This window comes from Brevundimonas sp. AAP58 (assembly GCF_001295975.1).
Taxonomy (GTDB): domain Bacteria; phylum Pseudomonadota; class Alphaproteobacteria; order Caulobacterales; family Caulobacteraceae; genus Brevundimonas.
The window spans coordinates 1-16,220 of the sequence record NZ_LJHU01000018.1 but is presented as its reverse complement, the minus strand read 5'-3'; the positions used below and the strand labels follow the sequence as shown (position 1 = coordinate 16,220).

Sequence of the window (16,220 nt, the reverse complement as noted above, 5' to 3'; positions counted from 1 at the left end):
CCCGACCTTAAGCGGCGCCGTGGCAGAACGGCGATCATGGATCGTCGCGCCCTTCTCGCCGCCCCACTGTTGCTCGCCGCCGCCACGCCTGCGTTGGCGGGAGCCGGAGGCGGGTCCGCGCCGTCGACCGGCGGCTACCTGCGCTATCCCACCATCACCGCGACCACGATCCGCTCGGACGGACGCCGGGGGGTCATGACCGTCGAGACCGGCGTCGACGTCGCCGATCCCGCCCTCTTCCTGCGGGCCCAGCAGGCGCAGCCGCGCGTGCGGGCGGTCTTCGCCATTCTGGTCCAGCGCGAGGCCGAGCGCCTGCTCCCCGGTGGGGTGCCCAACGTCGACCGGCTGGCCGCCCAGCTGCAGTCGGCGATCAACATCATCCTCGGACGTCGCGGCGCCGCCAAGTTGCTGCTCGGCACGGTAATGGTCGTCTAGCGCCGCGCTGGAAGAAAGCGCGGATTGCGTAGCAGGGCCGCCGAAATCAGCGAGACCAGCACGCCGACCGGGAAGATCTCGATGAAGGTCACCGGCAGGCGATAGAGCGGATTGGCGTACTGCACCGCGAAGTCAGCCATCTGGGCGCGCAGGGTGGCGATTTCCTCGGCGCTGGCACCGGTCGCCTGTTTTTCGGCCACCATCGTGTCGGTGTATTCGGCGACGAAGCCGTAGCCGGTCAGGGCCTGGGTCAGTTCCCAGGTCAGGACATAGATGACGCCGGCCACGGCGCTGATGGCCAGGCCCATGCCGAGCGCGGGCCAGAACCTGATCACCCCGCCGCCGACCGTGTCTCGCTGCCGCTTCACGGCCAGGAAGACCGTGGACAGGGCGATCAGCATGGTGGTGTAGCCGATCGCCATCGCGATCGGCACGGGCGGATGCTCCTCCAGAAGCAATCCCTGAAGCAGCATGGGGGTGCCGACGATGAGGCCTCCGACGAGGCCGTAGACGAGAATGGTCCTGAGCATGGAAATCTCCCTCCGTGTGACCGCCATCAGCGCCCCATCCGATCGGTGTGGCAATCACCCGAACGGGGGATCTGGGCGGAATCGTCCGGTCAGGGGATGAGGCCGAGTTCTCGCGCCCGCAGCACGGCCTCGGCGCGCCGGCGGGCTCCGAGCCGTTCGTAGAGCCTCGCCAAGTGGGTCTTCACCGTCTCGGGCGAGATGCCGAGGCGACGCCCGATCTCCTTGTTGGATCGCCCCTCGGCCAGTTCCTTGAGCACGTCCAGCTCGCGCCCGGTCATGCCCAGCGCCGCCTGCGCCTGTGGGTTGCCGTCGAACGGAGCGGCCTCTCTCACGAACAGGACCCGGCCGAGCCAGAGACCCAGGGCGAGGAATCCTCCCGCGATCAGGCCGATATAGATTTCCGTGGTCCAGGCGCGCGCCAGCCTCTGGTAGTCCAGCCACTGGAGCGCCGCCGCGCCTAACGCCAACAGGGCTCCGTAAAGCGCGATCCGCTTCCACATGGCGCAAGGCTAGCGGTTCCGGTCCGAGTGGGGGAGGGGGATCGAAGCGTCACTCTGCGCTGTCGATGTCTGGCGGATCACCGCGCCGGTCGATGCCGGCTCGCAAGCCTCAGCCTCCATCCGCAGCGAAGACCATCTCCAGTACTGTGGTCGCGGACGAATAGAGGGCGTAGGCCTCGCTCGCCTCCCTGCAAGTCTGGAAGCGCGAGAACGGGTGGGTCCGGTTCAGATGCTCCAGAAGCGCCCGGGCCCGGTCCGGGGTCAGCCAGTCCGGAGGGGTGCCGGGATCGAGCGTCGACACATGCGTGGCCAGATGGAGAGCATGGCTTTCCTCGGCTTCACCGACGCAATCGGCCATCAGGGTGTGGAGCGGCGTGTCCGGGGCGTCGGCCGGAAACATCAGGATCGGGATGTCATGCATCGCCGAGGCCGGACGGCCCGCGCTCACGAAATCAGCGCTAGCATAGGCGTCAGCCAGACCTGGAACGGAGGCCATCACGCCTGTCGTATCGCGGTAAACGCCACCGATCGGATAGGCGAGGATCACGCGTCTTTCAGTCTGCCCTTGAAGGGTGAACCGCCCGTCTGCGGCTGTGATGGCCGGCGGCAACGCATCACGCCCAACGAAGCGAACCCGTGCTCCCTGCACAGGTCGACCGGTCTCGGCCCGGATCACGACGCCGCCCGCGTCTGGAGCGAGAACCTGCTCTCTCTGGGTGATGCAGGCCGCCAGGGAGAGGCTGAGCAGTGTTGCCGCCGTCAGCGTCCTGAGCCGGTTCAGCATCCGCCTGTCCTCCCTCAATCCTTCGTTGGATCCGCCGCCTTGGGGTCACCATAAGTCAGGGCGACGAAGACGTCTTCCAGGTCGGGGTCCTCGGTGGTGATGTCGGCGATGGTCACGCCCGCCGCGCGCACAGCGGCCAGTACCTGCTCCACCGACGACCGGCCCTTTCTGTAAGTCACCGCGAAAGCCCCGTTCGGGCGAGGGGCCACCTCGAAGCCTTCGAGCGCCGGCGGCGCGGGCAGTTCGCCCTCCGGCGTCACGATGACGTTTCTCGTGTCCAGACGGCGCAGAAGCTGGGGCGTCGGCTCGCAGGCCACCACCTCGCCCCGGTTCATGATGGCGATGGTGTCACACAGCTCCTGCGCCTCTTCCAGATAGTGGGTGGTCAGCAGGATGGTCACGCCCTCGGCGTTGATGCGGCGGACGTATTCCCACAGCTGGCGGCGCAGCTCGACGTCCACGCCCGCCGTCGGCTCATCCAGGATCAGGACCGGCGGATTGTGCACCAGGGCCTTGGCCACCATCAGGCGGCGCTTCATGCCGCCCGACAGGGCGCGGACATAGGCGTTGGCCTTGTCCGACAGACCCAGCGCCGCCAGCAGTTCGTCCGAGCGCCGCTCATTGGCCGGCACGCCATAGAAACCCGCCTGCACCTCCAGCGCCTCGCGCGGGGTGAAGAAGACGTCGGCCACGATCTCCTGCGGCACCACGCCCAGCGCGGCGCGGGCGTCGCGAGGGCGCTCGTCGATGTCGCGGCCCCAGATCGAGGCGTGGCCCGCCGTCTTGTTCACCACCCCGGCCAGGATGTTGATCAGGGTCGACTTGCCTGCGCCGTTTGGGCCCAGCAGGCCGAACATGGAGCCGCGCGGGATCACGAGGTCGACGCCCTTCAGCGCCACTTTGGGCGGTGCCTTCTTGGATCCCGCGTAGGTCTTCTCCAGCCCGCGCACCTCGATGGCGTTGACGGGCAGGGCTTCGGTCTCGGTCATGCGGGCTTTCGGGTGGCGGGAGGGCTTTCGGCGACGCGCCGTGGCGTCTAACTATGCGCGCGCGCAACCCGCGCCAAGACCACGGCCAAAACCACGGATCGCTTCATGCCGCCCCGCCATCCCGATGTCCTCGTTCTTCCGCCAGAAGAGATCGTCGTGACCTCCAAGCGCGTGGCCTGCGACGGTGGCGGCGTCCTGGGTCACCCGCTCGTCTATCTGGACATGGGCGGCGAGGATTTCGTCGAGTGCGGCTACTGCGACCGACGCTTCGTCCTGGCCGGAAAGGGGCGGCCGGAGAATGAGTATCTCGACCCTGCGGCGCGTCCGCCGGAAGCGCACTGACGGTTCGGAGAACGGTCTTCGCGAGACGGGCGAGACCTCGACAACCTTGACGCGCGAAAGGCTTCGTGCGCTCCTGTTGATGGCCCTTGCAGCGCCGCATGTTTTTCAGGATCGACTGCGGGCTACGGGAGACTGCGATGATCCGATCAGTCGTCATCCTTGGTTCGGCCGCCCTTAGCCTCGCCGCCTGCGCGACGGCCCCCGCGAGCCCGCCCGCCACCCTCGCCGAGCTGACCGCCCAGTGCGATGGGCTCGGCGGTGTGCTCGTTGCAAGGCGACCCGACGCCCGACGCGGCGGTGGCGACTATGTCTGCCGTAGTGGCGGTTTCAATGCCCGAATGGCTCAGGGTGCGAGCGGACGCAGGACCGGGCTCAATCAAGCGACCGATCAAGCGCTCCGTCGAGGCTATTGAGGCCTAGACGACCTGCCCGGCCGCCCAGCCCGAACTCCAGGCCCACTGGAAGTTATAGCCGCCCAGCCAGCCGGTGATGTCGACGACCTCGCCGATGAAGAACAGGCCGGGCACGGCTTTCGCTTCCATCGTCTTCTGGTCCAGCTGGTCCGTGGCGACGCCGCCCAGAGTGACTTCGGCCGTGCGATAGCCCTCCGAGCCCACGGGTTTGACGGTCCAGGCATTCACGGCGGTCTCCAGTCGCGCCAGCACCTTGTCGCCCACCTCCGCCAGCTTGCCGTTGGCCCCTTCGCGAGCGGCTAGGGTCTCGGCCAGACGGCGAGGCACGATCTCCGACAGCGCCGTATGGACGGCTTGCTTGCCGCCGTTCTCGGCCTTTCTCGCCTTCAACCGCTCCAGCACCGGAACGCCCGGAGCCATCGACACCGTGATCGGATCGCCCTCGCGCCAGTAGCTGCTGATCTGCAGGATCGCCGGGCCGGACAGGCCGCGATGGGTGAACAGCATGGCCTCCTCGAACCTGGTCCGGCCATGGCTGACGACGGCGTCGACCGCGACGCCCGCCAGCGGTGTCGTCTGTTCCAGCAGCCCGTGCTCGAACGTCAGGGGCACGAGCGCGGGCCGGGTCTCGGTCACCGTCAGGCCGAAGTGGCGCGCCACCTCATAGCCCCAGCCGGTGGCCCCCATCTTGGGGATCGACTTGCCGCCGGACGCCACCACCAGCGATGCCGCCGACACGGCCGAGCCGTCCGACAGGGTCAGGTCGAACCGCTCGCCAGACCGGTCATAGGTTTCCACCGCCGTGCCCAGTCGCAGTTCAACCCTCGCCGCCCGCATGTCATCGGTCAGCATACGGATGATCTGCTTGGCGCTGTCATCACAGAAGAGTTGGCCGAGAGTCTTCTCGTGCCAGGCGATGCCGGCCCGGTCCACGCGGGCGATGAAGTCGGCGGGTGTGAATCGCCCCAGCGCCGAGCTCGCGAACCGGGGGTTGGTGCCCAGGAACCGGTCGGTCCGCCCGGCCTCCAGATTGGTGAAGTTGCATCGGCCGCCACCGCTGATGCGGATCTTCTCGCCCGGCGCGCGCGCGTGGTCGACGACCAATACGCGCCGTCCGCGCCGCCCGGCCTCGATGGCGCACATCATCCCGGCGGCGCCCGCGCCGACGATGACAACGTCGAAGGTCTGGGGTCGTGGGTTCACAGCGAACCCAGGAAAGAGAGGAGAGCGGCGTTGACCTCATCCGGCCGCTCCTGCTGCAACCAGTGGCCGGCGCCGGGCAGCACGGTCTGGCTGCGCAGATCGGTTAGCCAGTCCTTCAGTCCGGCCTCGTGCTGGCCGGCGTAGTGGCGCACGGGATCGCGCTCTCCCACCATGAACATGGACGGCTGGGTGATCTTTTGCCCCTGGAGGAAGGCCGTCAGCGACCAGTTCAGGTCCAGGCACCGATACCAGTCGATCGGCCCCTTGAAGCCCGAGGCGGTGAAGGCCTTCACATACTCCGCGAAGTGATCCTCGCTCATCCACGGCGGCAGGGTGGCGTCGTCGGGGATTTCGGACAGGAAGTCGTGGCCCGGGGCGATGAAACCCGTCGACTGGCGGCCGTCCGGCGTCGCCCCGTCATAGGCGTAGAAGCCCTTGCGCAGGCCCGCCGCCACATCGGCCTCGAAGATGCGGTGCGCGTCCGGGTTCTGGAACTGGTTCATGTAGAGCTCGCCCCGGCCCAGCCGCTTCGAGATCGCAGCCATCGCCGGTGTCGGCGGCCCGGCCGCCCGGCGCGGCTGGAACGGCACCGACAGCCCCGCCACCGCCGTGAACACGTCGGGCCGCATCAGGGCGCAGTGCCAGGCGACCGGCGCGCCCCAGTCGTGGCCGACGACGACGCAGGTCTGATGCCCCAATGCCCGCACCAGATCGACCATGTCGCCGACCAGCTGCAGGATGGTATGATCCTCCGTTCGTTCCGGCTTGTTGGTGCCGCCATAGCCGCGCATGTCGGGTGCGGCCGCGCGATAGTCGGCTTGCGCCAACGCCGCGACCTGAGCGCGCCAGCTGATCCCCAGCTCGGGAAAGCCGTGGATCAGCAGGACGAGAGGTGCGTCTTCGGGGCCCGCCTCCAGTACGCGCTGGACCAGGCCGTCGGTCGCGATGTGACGAGTTTGCATGACGGCGATCTTTCCAGGTTCGGCCGGACTTGTGCAGTGACCGATCTCGGTTACACCGGATGACACAGCGCGGACACACCGTCCGTTGCGGGGGAAATCTCAATGCGTAACCTGTTCCTGGCCGCCGCCGCCTGCGTCGCCTTTGCCCTGCCTGCATCGGCCCAGACGGGCTCAGTCTCGTTCTCGATCGTCAACAACTCGAACGCGACCATCGATTCGATCCTGTACGGACAGTCTTCGTCCGATGAATGGAGCGACAACATCCTGGATTACCAGGTCGAGCCTGGTGACTCGGTCGAGATAACAATCGACGATGGCCTCGAAGACTGCATGTACGACTTCTATTATACATTCGACGACGGATCGGATTATGTCGAGCGCGTCAACATGTGCGAGATCGACGGCCAGGAGTTCGAGTTCACCGGCTCCTGATCCAGGTGCCTGAGGAAACGAAGACGGCCCCGGGAGCGATCCCGGGGCCGTTTCTGCTTCAAATCTGGCTGACGGTCAGGCCGCCGCCTTCTGCCCCGTGAACCGGCCGTAGAAGGTCTCGCCCTTGGCCGCCATGTCGCGGAGCAGCTGCGGCGGGCTGAACCGCTCGCCGTACTTCGCGGCATAGGCATCGGCCTGCTCGACGAAGGCCTTGGCGCCCATCTGGTCGATGTAGGTGATCGGGCCGCCGGTCCAGGGCGCGAAGCCCCAGGCCAGGATGGCGCCGACGTCGGCCTCGCGCGGGTCGTCGATCACGCCCTCTTCCCAGCAGCGGGCGACCTCGACGGCCTGACGGAAGATCAGGCGCCGCTTCTGGTCCTCGACCATCTCGGGCGTCGAGTCGTTGATGGTGACCGGCGCCAGGTCCGACAGACCCTTCCACAGGGTCTTGGGCTTGGTGTCGTAATCGTAGAAGCCCTTGCCGTTCTTGCGACCATAGCGGCCCAGGTCCTCGACCATCGTCTTGACGATCTTCCAGCCGGGCAGCGGCACATAGGCGTCGCCCAGGTCCTCGGCGGTCTGTTTGGCGATCTTGACCGACAGGTCCAGCGCCACGTCGTCGTGCATCTCCAGCGGGCCACGCGGCATGCCGGTCATGCGGCCGATGTTGTCGATCAGGGCCGGGGCATAGCCCTCCTCCAGCATGGCCAGGCCCTCGGCGACATAGGTGCCGAAGCAGCGCGAGGTGTAGAAGCCGCGGCCGTCCTGGACGACGATCGGCGTCTTCTTGATCTTCATGACGTAGTCCAGCGCCTTGGCGAGCGCGGCCTGGCCGGTCTTGGCCCCCATGATGATCTCGACCAGCATCATCTTGTCGACGGGCGAGAAGAAGTGGATGCCGATGAAGTCCTCAGGCCGGACCGAGGCCTCGGCCAGGCCCGTGATCGGCAGGGTCGAGGTGTTGGATCCGAACACGGCGCCGGGCGTGAGCTGGGCCTCGGCGCGCCTGGTCACATCGGCCTTGATCTCGCGGTTTTCGAACACCGCCTCGATCACCAGGTCCGAGCCCTTGATGTGGTCATAGTCGGTGGTGGCGATCACGGATGCCAGCAGGGCGTCGTACTTGTCCTGGGTCAGCTGGCCGCGCGACAGGCGCTTCTTCAGCAGGTCCTCGACATGGGCCTTGCCCTTGTCGGCGCTTTCCTGGTCGCGGTCGATCAGGATGGTCTGGATGCCCGCCATGGCGTTCACATAGGCGATGCCCGCGCCCATCATGCCAGCGCCGAGCACGGTGACCTTCTTCGGATCCGATTGGGGCACGTCCTTGGGACGCACCGCGCCCTTGTCCAGCTCCTGCTTGGACAGGAACAGGCTGCGGATCATGCCCTGGGCCTGCGGCGTCATCAGGGTCTTGATGAAGTAGCGGGTCTCGATGCGCAGCGCCGCATCCATCGGTACCTGCACGCCCTCATAGACCGCCTTCATCAGGTTCACGACGGCCGGATAGTTGCCGTAGGACTGCTTCCTCAGCATGGCGTTGCCGACCAGGAAGTTCTGGATGCCGGCCGGGTGATAGGGGCCGCCGCCGGGCAGTTTGAAGGACTTGTCGTCCCACGGCTGCTGGGCCTTGCCGCCGCCCTTGATCCAGGCCTTGGCGGCCTCGACCTCGGTGCCGGCAGGCACGACCTCATGGACGATGCCCGCGCCCTTGGCGTCGTTGGGGCGGAAGGACTTGCCCTCGCTCATGGCCATCATCGCCGCCTGCACGCCGACCAGACGCGTCAGGCGCTGGGTGCCGCCGCCGCCCGGGAACAGGCCGACCTTGATCTCGGGCAGGCCCAGCTGGATCTTCGGGCTGTCGCCGACCACGCGGTAGTGGCACGCCAGCGTCAGTTCGAGCCCGCCGCCCAGCGCCAGACCGTTGATCGCGGCGGCCACCGGCTTGCCGCAGGTCTCGAGCGCGCGCAGCGCCCCGTTCAGCTTCCAGCCGGCGTCATAGGCGTCCTGCAGCGAGCCGCCCGTCAGCATCCCCGCGGCCATGTCACCCAGGTCAGCCCCGGCGCAGAAGCCCGAGGTCTTGCCCGAGGTCAGCACCGCACCCTTGATGGCGTCGTCGGTCTTGATGCGTTCGACCACCTGGGGGATCTCGGCCATGACGCCCGAGGTCAGGGTGTTCATCGAGCGGCCCGGCACGTCGAAGGTGACCAGGGCGATGCCGTCGGCGTCGACGTCGATCTTGAAGTTTTCCATGGCTGTCAGGCCTTCTCTCGAAAGCCCTTCCCCTCGAGGGGGAAGGGTTGGGATGGGGTGGAGGCAGGATGCCCGCCGTCCAGACTCGAAGACTCCGGAGTCTTCCGGGCTCGCCGGAAAGACCGGGGGTCCACCCCATCCCTGGCCCTTCCCCCTCGAGGGGAAGGGAGAAGAGGGGGCGACCCCGTGAAAATCAAACCCGCTCGATCACCGTGGCGGTGCCCATGCCGCCGCCGATGCACAGGGTGATGAGGGCGGTTTCCTTGTCCGAGCGCTCCAGCTCGTCCAGCACAACGCCGGTGATCATGGCGCCGGTGGCCCCCAGCGGGTGGCCCATGGCGATGGCGCCGCCGCAGACGTTGATCTGGTCGTGCGGGATGTCGAGCGCCTGCATGAAGCGCAGCACCACGGCGGCGAAGGCCTCGTTCAGCTCCCACAGGTCGATGTCAGACTTTGACATGCCCAGCTTGCCCAGCAGCTTGTTGGCCACAAACTCGGGTCCCGTCAGCATGATCGAGGGCTCCGACCCGATCGAGGCGGCGCCCCGGATCTTCGCCCGCGGCTTCAGGCCCAAGGCCTTGCCGGCTTCCAGTGAGCCGATCAGCACGCCCGCCGATCCGTCGACGATGCCCGAGCTGTTGCCCGGCGTATGGACGTGGTTGACGCGCTCGACCTCGGGGTAGCGCTGGTTGATCACGGCGTCGAAGGCCATCTCGCCCATCATGGCGAAGGACGGGTTCAACGCGCCCAGGGTCTGCATATCCGTGTTCGGACGGATGGTCTCGTCGTGGTCCAGGATGGTCAGGCCCAGCTGGTCCTTGACCGGCACGACCGACTTGGAGAACCGGCCCTCGGCCCAGCTCCTGGCCGAGCGCTTGTGGCTCTCGACCGCATAGGCGTCGACGTCGTCGCGGGAAAAGCCCCACTTGGAGGCGATCATGTCAGCCGACACGCCCTGGGGCACGAAATAGGTCGAAAAGGCGCTGGACGGATCGACCGGCCAGGCCCCGCCGTCACTGCCCATCGGCACGCGGCTCATCGCCTCGACGCCGCCGCCGACGGCGAAGTCGGCCTCGCCGGATTTCACCTTGGCCGCCGCCATGTTCACGGCCTCCAGGCCCGAGGCGCAGAAGCGGTTGATCTGGACACCGGCGACCGTCTGGGCCCAGCCGGAGTTCAGCACGGCGGTGCGGGCGATGTCGGCACCCTGTTCGCCGACTGGCGAGACGCAGCCCAGGATGACGTCGTCGACTTTCGACGTATCCAGCCCGTTGCGGTCGCGCAGGCTTTCCAGCACCTGGCTGGCCAGCGACAGGGCGGTGATCTCGTGCAGGGACCCGTCCTTCTTGCCCTTGCCGCGCGGGGTTCGAACCGCGTCGTAGATATAGGCGTCGGTCATGGTGTGGGTCTCCATTGAGGACGGATCGCGTGAAGGCTCTAAAGCGGACGTTTACGTCAACGTCAAGATAAGAGTTACCTTGACACGGAACGGCCGCGCGCGTCGGCTATTGAGAACGCCATGATACGCCTTGCCGCCTCCGCCGTCGCCGCCTCCCTGACCTCGGCTTGCGCCCTTGTTCCGGCCATTGGCCCCTCTCCTGTTTCAGCCCCAGCCGTGGCACCTGCCCCGGTCCCTGTGCCCGCCGATCCCGGCGGCCCGCGCTGGATCGAGCCGCCATCGCAAAACGCCCGGGTCGTCGTCCCCATCACCCCGCCGCAGGACAGTCGCCCGTCGGCCTCGGTCGAAGTCCGGCTGCTCGACGCCCACAACGCCGAGCGCCGCCGGGTCGGGGCGCCGCCGCTTGTCTGGAGCGCGGATCTAGAGGTCGAGGCGCGCGTCTGGGCCCGCGAACTGATGGCCACCAGGCGCTTCGCCCACGACCCGCGTCCGCATGGGCACGGCGAGAATCTGTGGACCGGCTGGGGTGACCGGGTCTGGACGCCGGAGGAGATGGTCGAGGACTGGACCCGGCAGCGCACGGACTACCGCCCCGGTGTCTTTCCGAACGTCAGCCGAACCGGGAACTGGACGGCCGTCGGCCACTACACCCAGCTGATCTGGTCGGGCACCACCCACGTGGGCTGCGCGATCGAGGCGCGCGAGGGCCAGCAGCTGCTCGCCTGCCGCTATTCTCCGCCCGGAAACGTCGACGGCCGGCGGCCCTGAACCGACCCATCGGATTGGCGCTGTGTTGTCATCCCGGCCGAACCCCGGCCCGGAGCCGGGGGGAAAGCCGGGACGCGGCGTCGCCGAACCCGAAACTCCCGGAAATCGCGCCAGCGATTGTCCGGGAGAATGGTGGATCGTCGACCATTGCCCCGGACAGGCGCTTCGCACCTTCCGGGGCTTGCCCTTCAAAGCGTCCCTGCGTCCCGGATAATCGCTGGCGCGATTTCCGGGATGACAAGGCGCTCTGAGGTCAGGCCGCCTTCTGCATGGCCTCGGCGTTGACGGCGGCGTCGGCGATGGCGGTGAGGTCGGTGTCGGTCTGGCTCTCCTCCTGCAACGTCTCGTCCAGCAGGCGGGCCGCGTCCTTCATGCCGAGCACCAGAGCCCAGCGCTTCAGCGTGCCGTAGCGGGTGATCTCATAGTGCTCCACGGCCTGGGCCGCCGCGAGCAGGCCGGCGTCCAGCGCCGCCGTGCCCTTGTACTCCTCGGCGATCTCGTCGCCCTCGGCCAGGATGCCTTCAATGGCGTCGCAGGTCTTGCCGCGTGCCGGCTTGCCGATGATGTCGAACACCTGCTGCAGGCGCTCGATCTGGCCTTCGGTTTGGCCGATGTGCTTCTCGAAGGCCGCCTTCAGCTCGGGCGACTGGGCCGCGCGCTGCATCTTGGGCAGGGACTTCAGGATCTTGCGCTCGGCGTAATAGATGTCCTTCAGCGTGTCGTGGAACAGGGTGTCGAGGGTCTTGTCGGCCATGGGTCAACTCCTTCCAGGGATGAGCCCATAGAACGATGCCCTGCCGTCCCCGTTCCGAAAGCCAAGCTTGTTAAATCAATGACTTAAGGCCACGCTTGGCCGCCAGTCAGGCCGCCTTGGCCAAGTCCGCCCTTGTTTCCGCGAGGATTTCCAGCGAGCGGACCCGCGCGGCATGGTCCCAGATCTGGCTGGTGATCATCAGCTCGTCGGCTCCGGTGCGATCGACGAAGGCCCGCATCTGATCGCGCACCGTCGCGGGGCCTCCGACTGCCGAGCACGACAGGGCCTGGTCGATCATGGCCCGCGCCGCCGGGTCCAGACGTTCTGCATAGCCCTCGACCGGCGGCGGCAGCTTGCCGGGCCGCCCGGTCCTCAGGTTGACGAACGCCTGCTGGACCGAGGTGAACAACAGCCGCGCCGCCTCGTCCGTCTCGGCGGCGAAGACGTTGAAGCCCAGCATGACATAGGGCCGGTCCAGCCGCGCCGAGGGCCGGAAGGTCTCGCGATAGAGGCGGATCGCCGCCATCATCTCGCCGGGCGCGAAATGGCTGGCGAAGGCATAGGGCAGGCCCAGATGCGCCGCCAGCTGCGCGCCGAAGGTCGACGACCCCAGGATCCAGATCGGCACGTCCTGCCCCTCGCCGGGATTGGCGCGCAGCCGCTGGCCCTCCTCGGCCGGCTCGAACCAGTGCATGAGCTCGACCACGTCCTGGGGGAAGCTGTCGGCGTCGCCGGCGAGGTTGCGCCGCAGGGCCCGCGCGGTCGCCATGTCCGACCCCGGCGCCCGGCCCAGCCCCAGGTCGATCCGCCCGGGATGGAGCGCCGCCAGCGTGCCGAACTGCTCGGCGATGACGAGGGGCGCATGGTTGGGCAGCATGATCCCGCCGGCCCCGACCCGGATCGTCCTCGTCGCCGCCGCCACCGCCCCGATCACCACCGACGTCGCCGCCGAGGCGATGCCCGGCATGTTGTGATGCTCCGCCAGCCAGTAGCGCCGATAGCCCAGCCGTTCGGCGTGGCGGGCCAGGTCGAGGGTGTTGGCCAGCGCCCGCGACACGTCGGACCCCTCGGGAACGGGCGCGAGGTCGAGGATGGAGAGGGCGGTCATGGGCTGCGTTTAGGCCTAGGGAGACGAGATTTAAGGAGCAATCCAGTTCTTCGTCGAGTGCTTGCTTATCGGAGATCTGGAGATGAATCTGTAGGCCGTCGGCATTAGAACGCTATACTTCACGCGAGATTTAGGTTGGATCCAGTGTGCCAAATTATTTCATTGATACTGAAGACTTTCTCACATATATTTGAGCGGGTGATCAAGAATTTTGTCCGAGACGACGTATGACAGACACTGGTCCCCCGACGACGGTCGGAGACGTAATCGTCAACGGGCAAACGCGCCGTGCACCGAGCCCCTATGCTACGATCCAGTGGCCAACGAAAGGCACGGGCACTGGAGACCAGCAACAACAGATCACCGACGATCCCAATGCGCCGATCCCGGAGGGATTTACTGAGGAGCAGATAGCGTGTCCCAGCGAGGAAGGTCGCCGACAATGGGACTCAGACGCCATGGCCCGTGCCGCTGTTTCCGCGCTTTTGGCCGCCGCATTTGCGCGTTTCTCAGAAGACTTACAAAATCGCGAGTTTGGCGCGCTTATCTGCCAAGCTGGTGACGGAACCTTGATGCTCGGCCCGATCCATGACGGTCCTCCAATTCTCGGTGAGGACGGCAGGCAGATAATCTACTATGGACCCGACGGTCAGCCAGATAGTCAGCCTACTGTAGCGATTAACCCTGACGGTTGCGCGGGCAGCATTCCAGTCGGATTTATACACTCTCACCCTGGCGTTAACGCAGGTATCCCTTCGCCAGGAGATTTCGCCTTCGCGAGATGGCTAGTGGAAAACAGGTCTGCTCCGAACTCAATAAGCATTTACACGGCGGCATCATACCTGAATCCCAATACAAATCAGTATTTGAATCAAGTGACTCGAGCAAACCTCTCCGACGAGTCAACGGCACAATCCGGGACGTTTGTCCCCCGGTTCGTCGATCCTAACGCAACCTTCTGCCCAACTGTCCCATGATGACCCATGTCGCGATGTTGGTGGCCATGCTCGTGGGAGGTCAAGCCCAACCGGAATCTGGCTGGCGCCACACTGGCATCGTGGCTGGGCAGCGGACTGCGATACGTGTTGGTCCTGACGAACCAAACGAGCCCGAAATCATGCGAATAGTGTTGTCAGGGCGGGCGGGTCTTTACACTCACACCTTCTCTGTTTTCGATTGCGCAGCAGGCACCCGCATCGACCGAGGCAGCACAACGTGGAGCACCGAACAAGACCCCGTTCGCCAGTCGTTTGCGCCGGCACGTATCCATTTCCTGGCGACGGAGCCAGAGTTAGCCGCGCAGTTCGAGGCGGTCTGCCGTCCCCGAGAGAGTGACGGCCCCATAAGCCTAACATTGGACGATTTTCTCGGGCGGTACCCCTCCTGACGTGCGGAGGCTCGAGCGCGCGGATTCGCCTCGGGCCTGATACGGCCCCGACGCCTCTCAGCATTATACATTACCCCCTCCTCAAATCCGGCGGCGTCGCCTCCACTGTCAGGATGCGGATGGCCTCGTCCAGGCTGACCACCGTCTGCTCCTGCGAGCCCAGCCGCCGGATCGCCACCTCGCCCTTTTCGGCCTCGGAGCGGCCGACGACGGCGATGACGGGGACCTTGCCGACCGAGTGTTCGCGCACCTTGTAGCCGACCTTCTCGTTCCTCAGGTCGGTCTCGACGCGCAGGCCGGCGGCCTTGAACCGGGCGGCGACCTGGTGGGCATAGTCGTCGGCGTCGGAGGTGATGGTCGCCACCACGGCCTGGACCGGCGCCAGCCACAGGGGGAAGGCCCCGGCGTAGTTCTCGATCATGATGCCGATGAACCGCTCGAAACTGCCCAGGATGGCCCGGTGCAGCATGACCGGCCGGTGCTTGCCGCCGTCCTCGCCGACGTACTCCGCGCCCAGACGTTCGGGCAGGACATAGTCCAGCTGGATGGTGCCGCAGGTCCATTCGCGGCCGATGGCGTCCTTGACCACGAAATCCAGCTTGGGCGCGTAGAAGGCGCCGTCGCCCTCGGTCACCACCGGCTCGGTCCCGGCCGCGCGGGCCGCCTCGGCCATCAGGGCCTCGGCCTTGTCCCAGAATTCGTCCGTGCCGGCGCGCACCTCGGGCCGGGTGCCGAGGCTGATGTAGGCGGTCTCCATGCCGAGGTCGGCGTGGACCGAGCGGGCGAGCGCGATGAAGTTCGCCGTCTCCTCCACGATCTGGTCCTCGCGGCAGAAGATGTGGGCGTCGTCCTGGGTGAAGCCGCGCACCCGCATCAGGCCGTGCAGCGACCCGGACGGCTCATAGCGGTGGCACGCGCCGAACTCGGCCATGCGCAGCGGCAGTTCGCGATAGGACCTCTGGCCGATGCCGAAGATCTGCACATGGCCCGGACAGTTCATCGGCTTGAGGCTGAGCGTTTCCCCCTCGACCGTCTCGCACACGAACATATTGGGCCGGTACTTCTCCCAGTGGCCCGAGGCCTCCCAGAACTTGCGGTCCAGCACCTGGGGCGTCTTGACCTCGACATAGCCGGCGGCGTCCAGGCGGCGGCGCATATAGGCCTCGATCACCTGCCACAGCACCCAGCCCTTGGGGTGCCAGAAGACCATGCCCCGGCCCTCTTCCTGCATGTGGAAGAGCTCCATCTGGCGGCCGATGCGGCGGTGATCGCGCTTCTCGGCCTCCTCCAGCCGCTTCAGATAGGCGTCCAGATCCTCCTTGGTCGCCCAGGCGGTGCCGTAGATGCGCTGCAGTTGCTCGCGGTTCGAGTCACCGCGCCAATAGGCCCCGGCCAGCTTGGTCAGCTTGAAGGCCTTGCCGACGTGACGCGTGGAGGGGAAGTGCGGCCCCCGGCACAGGTCGATCCACTCGCCCTGGCGATACAGGGTGATGGTCTCGGTTTCGGGCAGGTCGCGGATCAGCTCGGCCTTGAAGCTCTCGCCGCGCGCCTCGAAGAACAGGATGGCCTCGTCCCGGTCCCAGACCTCGCGCTCGAACTTCGCGTCCCGGTCCACGATCTTCGCCATCTCCTTCTCGATGGCGGCGAAGTCGTCGGTCGAGAAGGGCGTCTCGCGGTAAAAATCGTAATAGAAGCCGTCCTCGATGGCCGGGCCGATGGTGACCTGGGTGCCCGGGAACAGCGTCTGCACGGCCTCGGCCAGCACATGGGCCGTGTCGTGGCGGATGGTGTAGAGCGCCTCGGGGTCGTCGCGCATGATCAGGCGGAAGGAACCGCCCGTCTCCAGCACCCGGTTCAAGTCGCGCTGCTCGCCGTTCAGCTCGGCCAGCACCGCCTTCTTGGCCAGCGAGGGCGAGATGGCGGCCGCCACGTCGCGCGCAGTCGAACCGGCGGGGGAGTCTCGC

15 protein-coding genes are annotated in these 16,220 nt (G+C 66.8%); 4 read left to right on the top strand and 11 right to left on the bottom strand.

The genetic code is table 11. The features are described 5' to 3' along the window. Positions 1 to 36 precede the first annotated feature (36 nt). Positions 37 to 435: a hypothetical protein gene (locus IP78_RS02785; RefSeq protein ID WP_054110188.1), complete on the top strand. Its 399-nt coding sequence runs from the start codon at positions 37 to 39 to the stop codon at positions 433 to 435. Here the strand turns inward: IP78_RS02785 and IP78_RS02780 are convergent. From IP78_RS02780 to IP78_RS02765, 4 genes are all read right to left on the bottom strand, one after another. Next, positions 432 to 965: a DUF4199 domain-containing protein gene (locus IP78_RS02780; RefSeq protein WP_054110187.1), complete on the bottom strand. Its 534-nt coding sequence runs from the start codon at positions 963 to 965 to the stop codon at positions 432 to 434. The two genes, IP78_RS02785 and IP78_RS02780, sit on opposite strands and share 4 nt — an antisense overlap. Positions 966 to 1,054: 89 nt before the next feature. Then, the gene (locus IP78_RS02775) at positions 1,055 to 1,432 is read right to left on the bottom strand and encodes a response regulator transcription factor (protein ID WP_231680893.1); all 378 of its coding nucleotides are present in this window, start codon (positions 1,430 to 1,432) and stop codon (positions 1,055 to 1,057) included. A 142-nt stretch (positions 1,433 to 1,574) separates the two neighbouring features. Then, complete coding sequence (locus IP78_RS02770; protein ID WP_054110185.1) at positions 1,575 to 2,249, bottom strand: hypothetical protein; 675 nt, start codon at positions 2,247 to 2,249, stop codon at positions 1,575 to 1,577. A gap of 14 nt (positions 2,250 to 2,263) precedes the next feature. Beyond that, positions 2,264 to 3,238, bottom strand: a complete 975-nt coding sequence (locus tag IP78_RS02765; RefSeq protein WP_054110184.1) for an ABC transporter ATP-binding protein — start codon at positions 3,236 to 3,238, stop codon at positions 2,264 to 2,266. Between the two features lie 105 nt (positions 3,239 to 3,343). On the opposite strand from IP78_RS02765, the gene IP78_RS02760 reads away from it, so the two are divergent. Then, complete coding sequence (locus tag IP78_RS02760) at positions 3,344 to 3,580, top strand: zinc-finger domain-containing protein (RefSeq protein ID WP_054110183.1); 237 nt, start codon at positions 3,344 to 3,346, stop codon at positions 3,578 to 3,580. Between the two features lie 416 nt (positions 3,581 to 3,996). On the opposite strand, the gene IP78_RS02755 is transcribed toward IP78_RS02760, so the two are convergent. Further along, positions 3,997 to 5,196, bottom strand: coding sequence for an NAD(P)/FAD-dependent oxidoreductase (locus IP78_RS02755; protein WP_255350731.1), 1,200 nt, complete (start codon positions 5,194 to 5,196; stop codon positions 3,997 to 3,999). Further along, positions 5,193 to 6,158: an alpha/beta fold hydrolase gene (locus IP78_RS02750; protein WP_054110182.1), complete on the bottom strand. Its 966-nt coding sequence runs from the start codon at positions 6,156 to 6,158 to the stop codon at positions 5,193 to 5,195. Before IP78_RS02750 ends, IP78_RS02755 begins: the two co-directional genes overlap by 4 nt. 102 nt (positions 6,159 to 6,260) lie before the next feature. Between IP78_RS02750 and IP78_RS02745 the strand changes: the two genes are divergently transcribed. Continuing rightward, positions 6,261 to 6,590 (top strand): hypothetical protein, encoded by a 330-nt coding sequence (locus IP78_RS02745; RefSeq protein ID WP_054110181.1) that lies wholly within the window; start codon positions 6,261 to 6,263, stop codon positions 6,588 to 6,590. 75 nt (positions 6,591 to 6,665) lie between these two features. On the opposite strand, the gene IP78_RS02740 is transcribed toward IP78_RS02745, so the two are convergent. Beyond that, positions 6,666 to 8,840 (bottom strand): 3-hydroxyacyl-CoA dehydrogenase NAD-binding domain-containing protein, encoded by a 2,175-nt coding sequence (locus IP78_RS02740; RefSeq protein WP_054110180.1) that lies wholly within the window; start codon positions 8,838 to 8,840, stop codon positions 6,666 to 6,668. 193 nt (positions 8,841 to 9,033) lie between these two features. Next, positions 9,034 to 10,239, bottom strand: a complete 1,206-nt coding sequence (locus IP78_RS02735; protein WP_054110283.1) for an acetyl-CoA C-acetyltransferase — start codon at positions 10,237 to 10,239, stop codon at positions 9,034 to 9,036. A gap of 120 nt (positions 10,240 to 10,359) precedes the next feature. On the opposite strand from IP78_RS02735, the gene IP78_RS02730 reads away from it, so the two are divergent. Then, positions 10,360 to 11,007 carry a CAP domain-containing protein gene (locus IP78_RS02730; protein ID WP_082384805.1) on the top strand — a complete coding sequence of 216 codons (648 nt, stop codon included), beginning with the start codon at positions 10,360 to 10,362 and terminating at the stop codon, positions 11,005 to 11,007. A gap of 253 nt (positions 11,008 to 11,260) precedes the next feature. Here the strand turns inward: IP78_RS02730 and IP78_RS02725 are convergent, their stop codons facing one another. From IP78_RS02725 to thrS, 3 genes are all read right to left on the bottom strand, one after another. After that, positions 11,261 to 11,761 (bottom strand): ferritin-like domain-containing protein, encoded by a 501-nt coding sequence (locus IP78_RS02725; RefSeq protein WP_054110178.1) that lies wholly within the window; start codon positions 11,759 to 11,761, stop codon positions 11,261 to 11,263. Between the two features lie 106 nt (positions 11,762 to 11,867). Continuing rightward, positions 11,868 to 12,869 (bottom strand): LLM class flavin-dependent oxidoreductase, encoded by a 1,002-nt coding sequence (locus IP78_RS02720; protein ID WP_054110177.1) that lies wholly within the window; start codon positions 12,867 to 12,869, stop codon positions 11,868 to 11,870. A 1,457-nt stretch (positions 12,870 to 14,326) separates the two neighbouring features. Beyond that, positions 14,327 to 16,220: threonine--tRNA ligase (thrS, locus tag IP78_RS02715; protein WP_054110282.1), on the bottom strand; the 1,894-nt coding region annotated here is incomplete at its 5' end.

Coding starts and splice junctions, on each gene's coding strand:
- IP78_RS02735 (WP_054110283.1), bottom strand. CDS start 10,239: ATGACCGACGCCTATATCTACGACGCGGTTCGAACCCCGCGCGGCAAG.
- IP78_RS02760 (WP_054110183.1), top strand. CDS start 3,344: ATGCCGCCCCGCCATCCCGATGTCCTCGTTCTTCCGCCAGAAGAGATC.
- IP78_RS02780 (WP_054110187.1), bottom strand. CDS start 965: ATGCTCAGGACCATTCTCGTCTACGGCCTCGTCGGAGGCCTCATCGTC.
- IP78_RS02730 (WP_082384805.1), top strand. CDS start 10,360: ATGATACGCCTTGCCGCCTCCGCCGTCGCCGCCTCCCTGACCTCGGCT.
- IP78_RS02770 (WP_054110185.1), bottom strand. CDS start 2,249: ATGCTGAACCGGCTCAGGACGCTGACGGCGGCAACACTGCTCAGCCTC.
- IP78_RS02720 (WP_054110177.1), bottom strand. CDS start 12,869: ATGACCGCCCTCTCCATCCTCGACCTCGCGCCCGTTCCCGAGGGGTCC.
- IP78_RS02745 (WP_054110181.1), top strand. CDS start 6,261: ATGCGTAACCTGTTCCTGGCCGCCGCCGCCTGCGTCGCCTTTGCCCTG.
- IP78_RS02785 (WP_054110188.1), top strand. CDS start 37: ATGGATCGTCGCGCCCTTCTCGCCGCCCCACTGTTGCTCGCCGCCGCC.
- IP78_RS02750 (WP_054110182.1), bottom strand. CDS start 6,158: ATGCAAACTCGTCACATCGCGACCGACGGCCTGGTCCAGCGCGTACTG.
- IP78_RS02765 (WP_054110184.1), bottom strand. CDS start 3,238: ATGACCGAGACCGAAGCCCTGCCCGTCAACGCCATCGAGGTGCGCGGG.
- IP78_RS02740 (WP_054110180.1), bottom strand. CDS start 8,840: ATGGAAAACTTCAAGATCGACGTCGACGCCGACGGCATCGCCCTGGTC.
- IP78_RS02725 (WP_054110178.1), bottom strand. CDS start 11,761: ATGGCCGACAAGACCCTCGACACCCTGTTCCACGACACGCTGAAGGAC.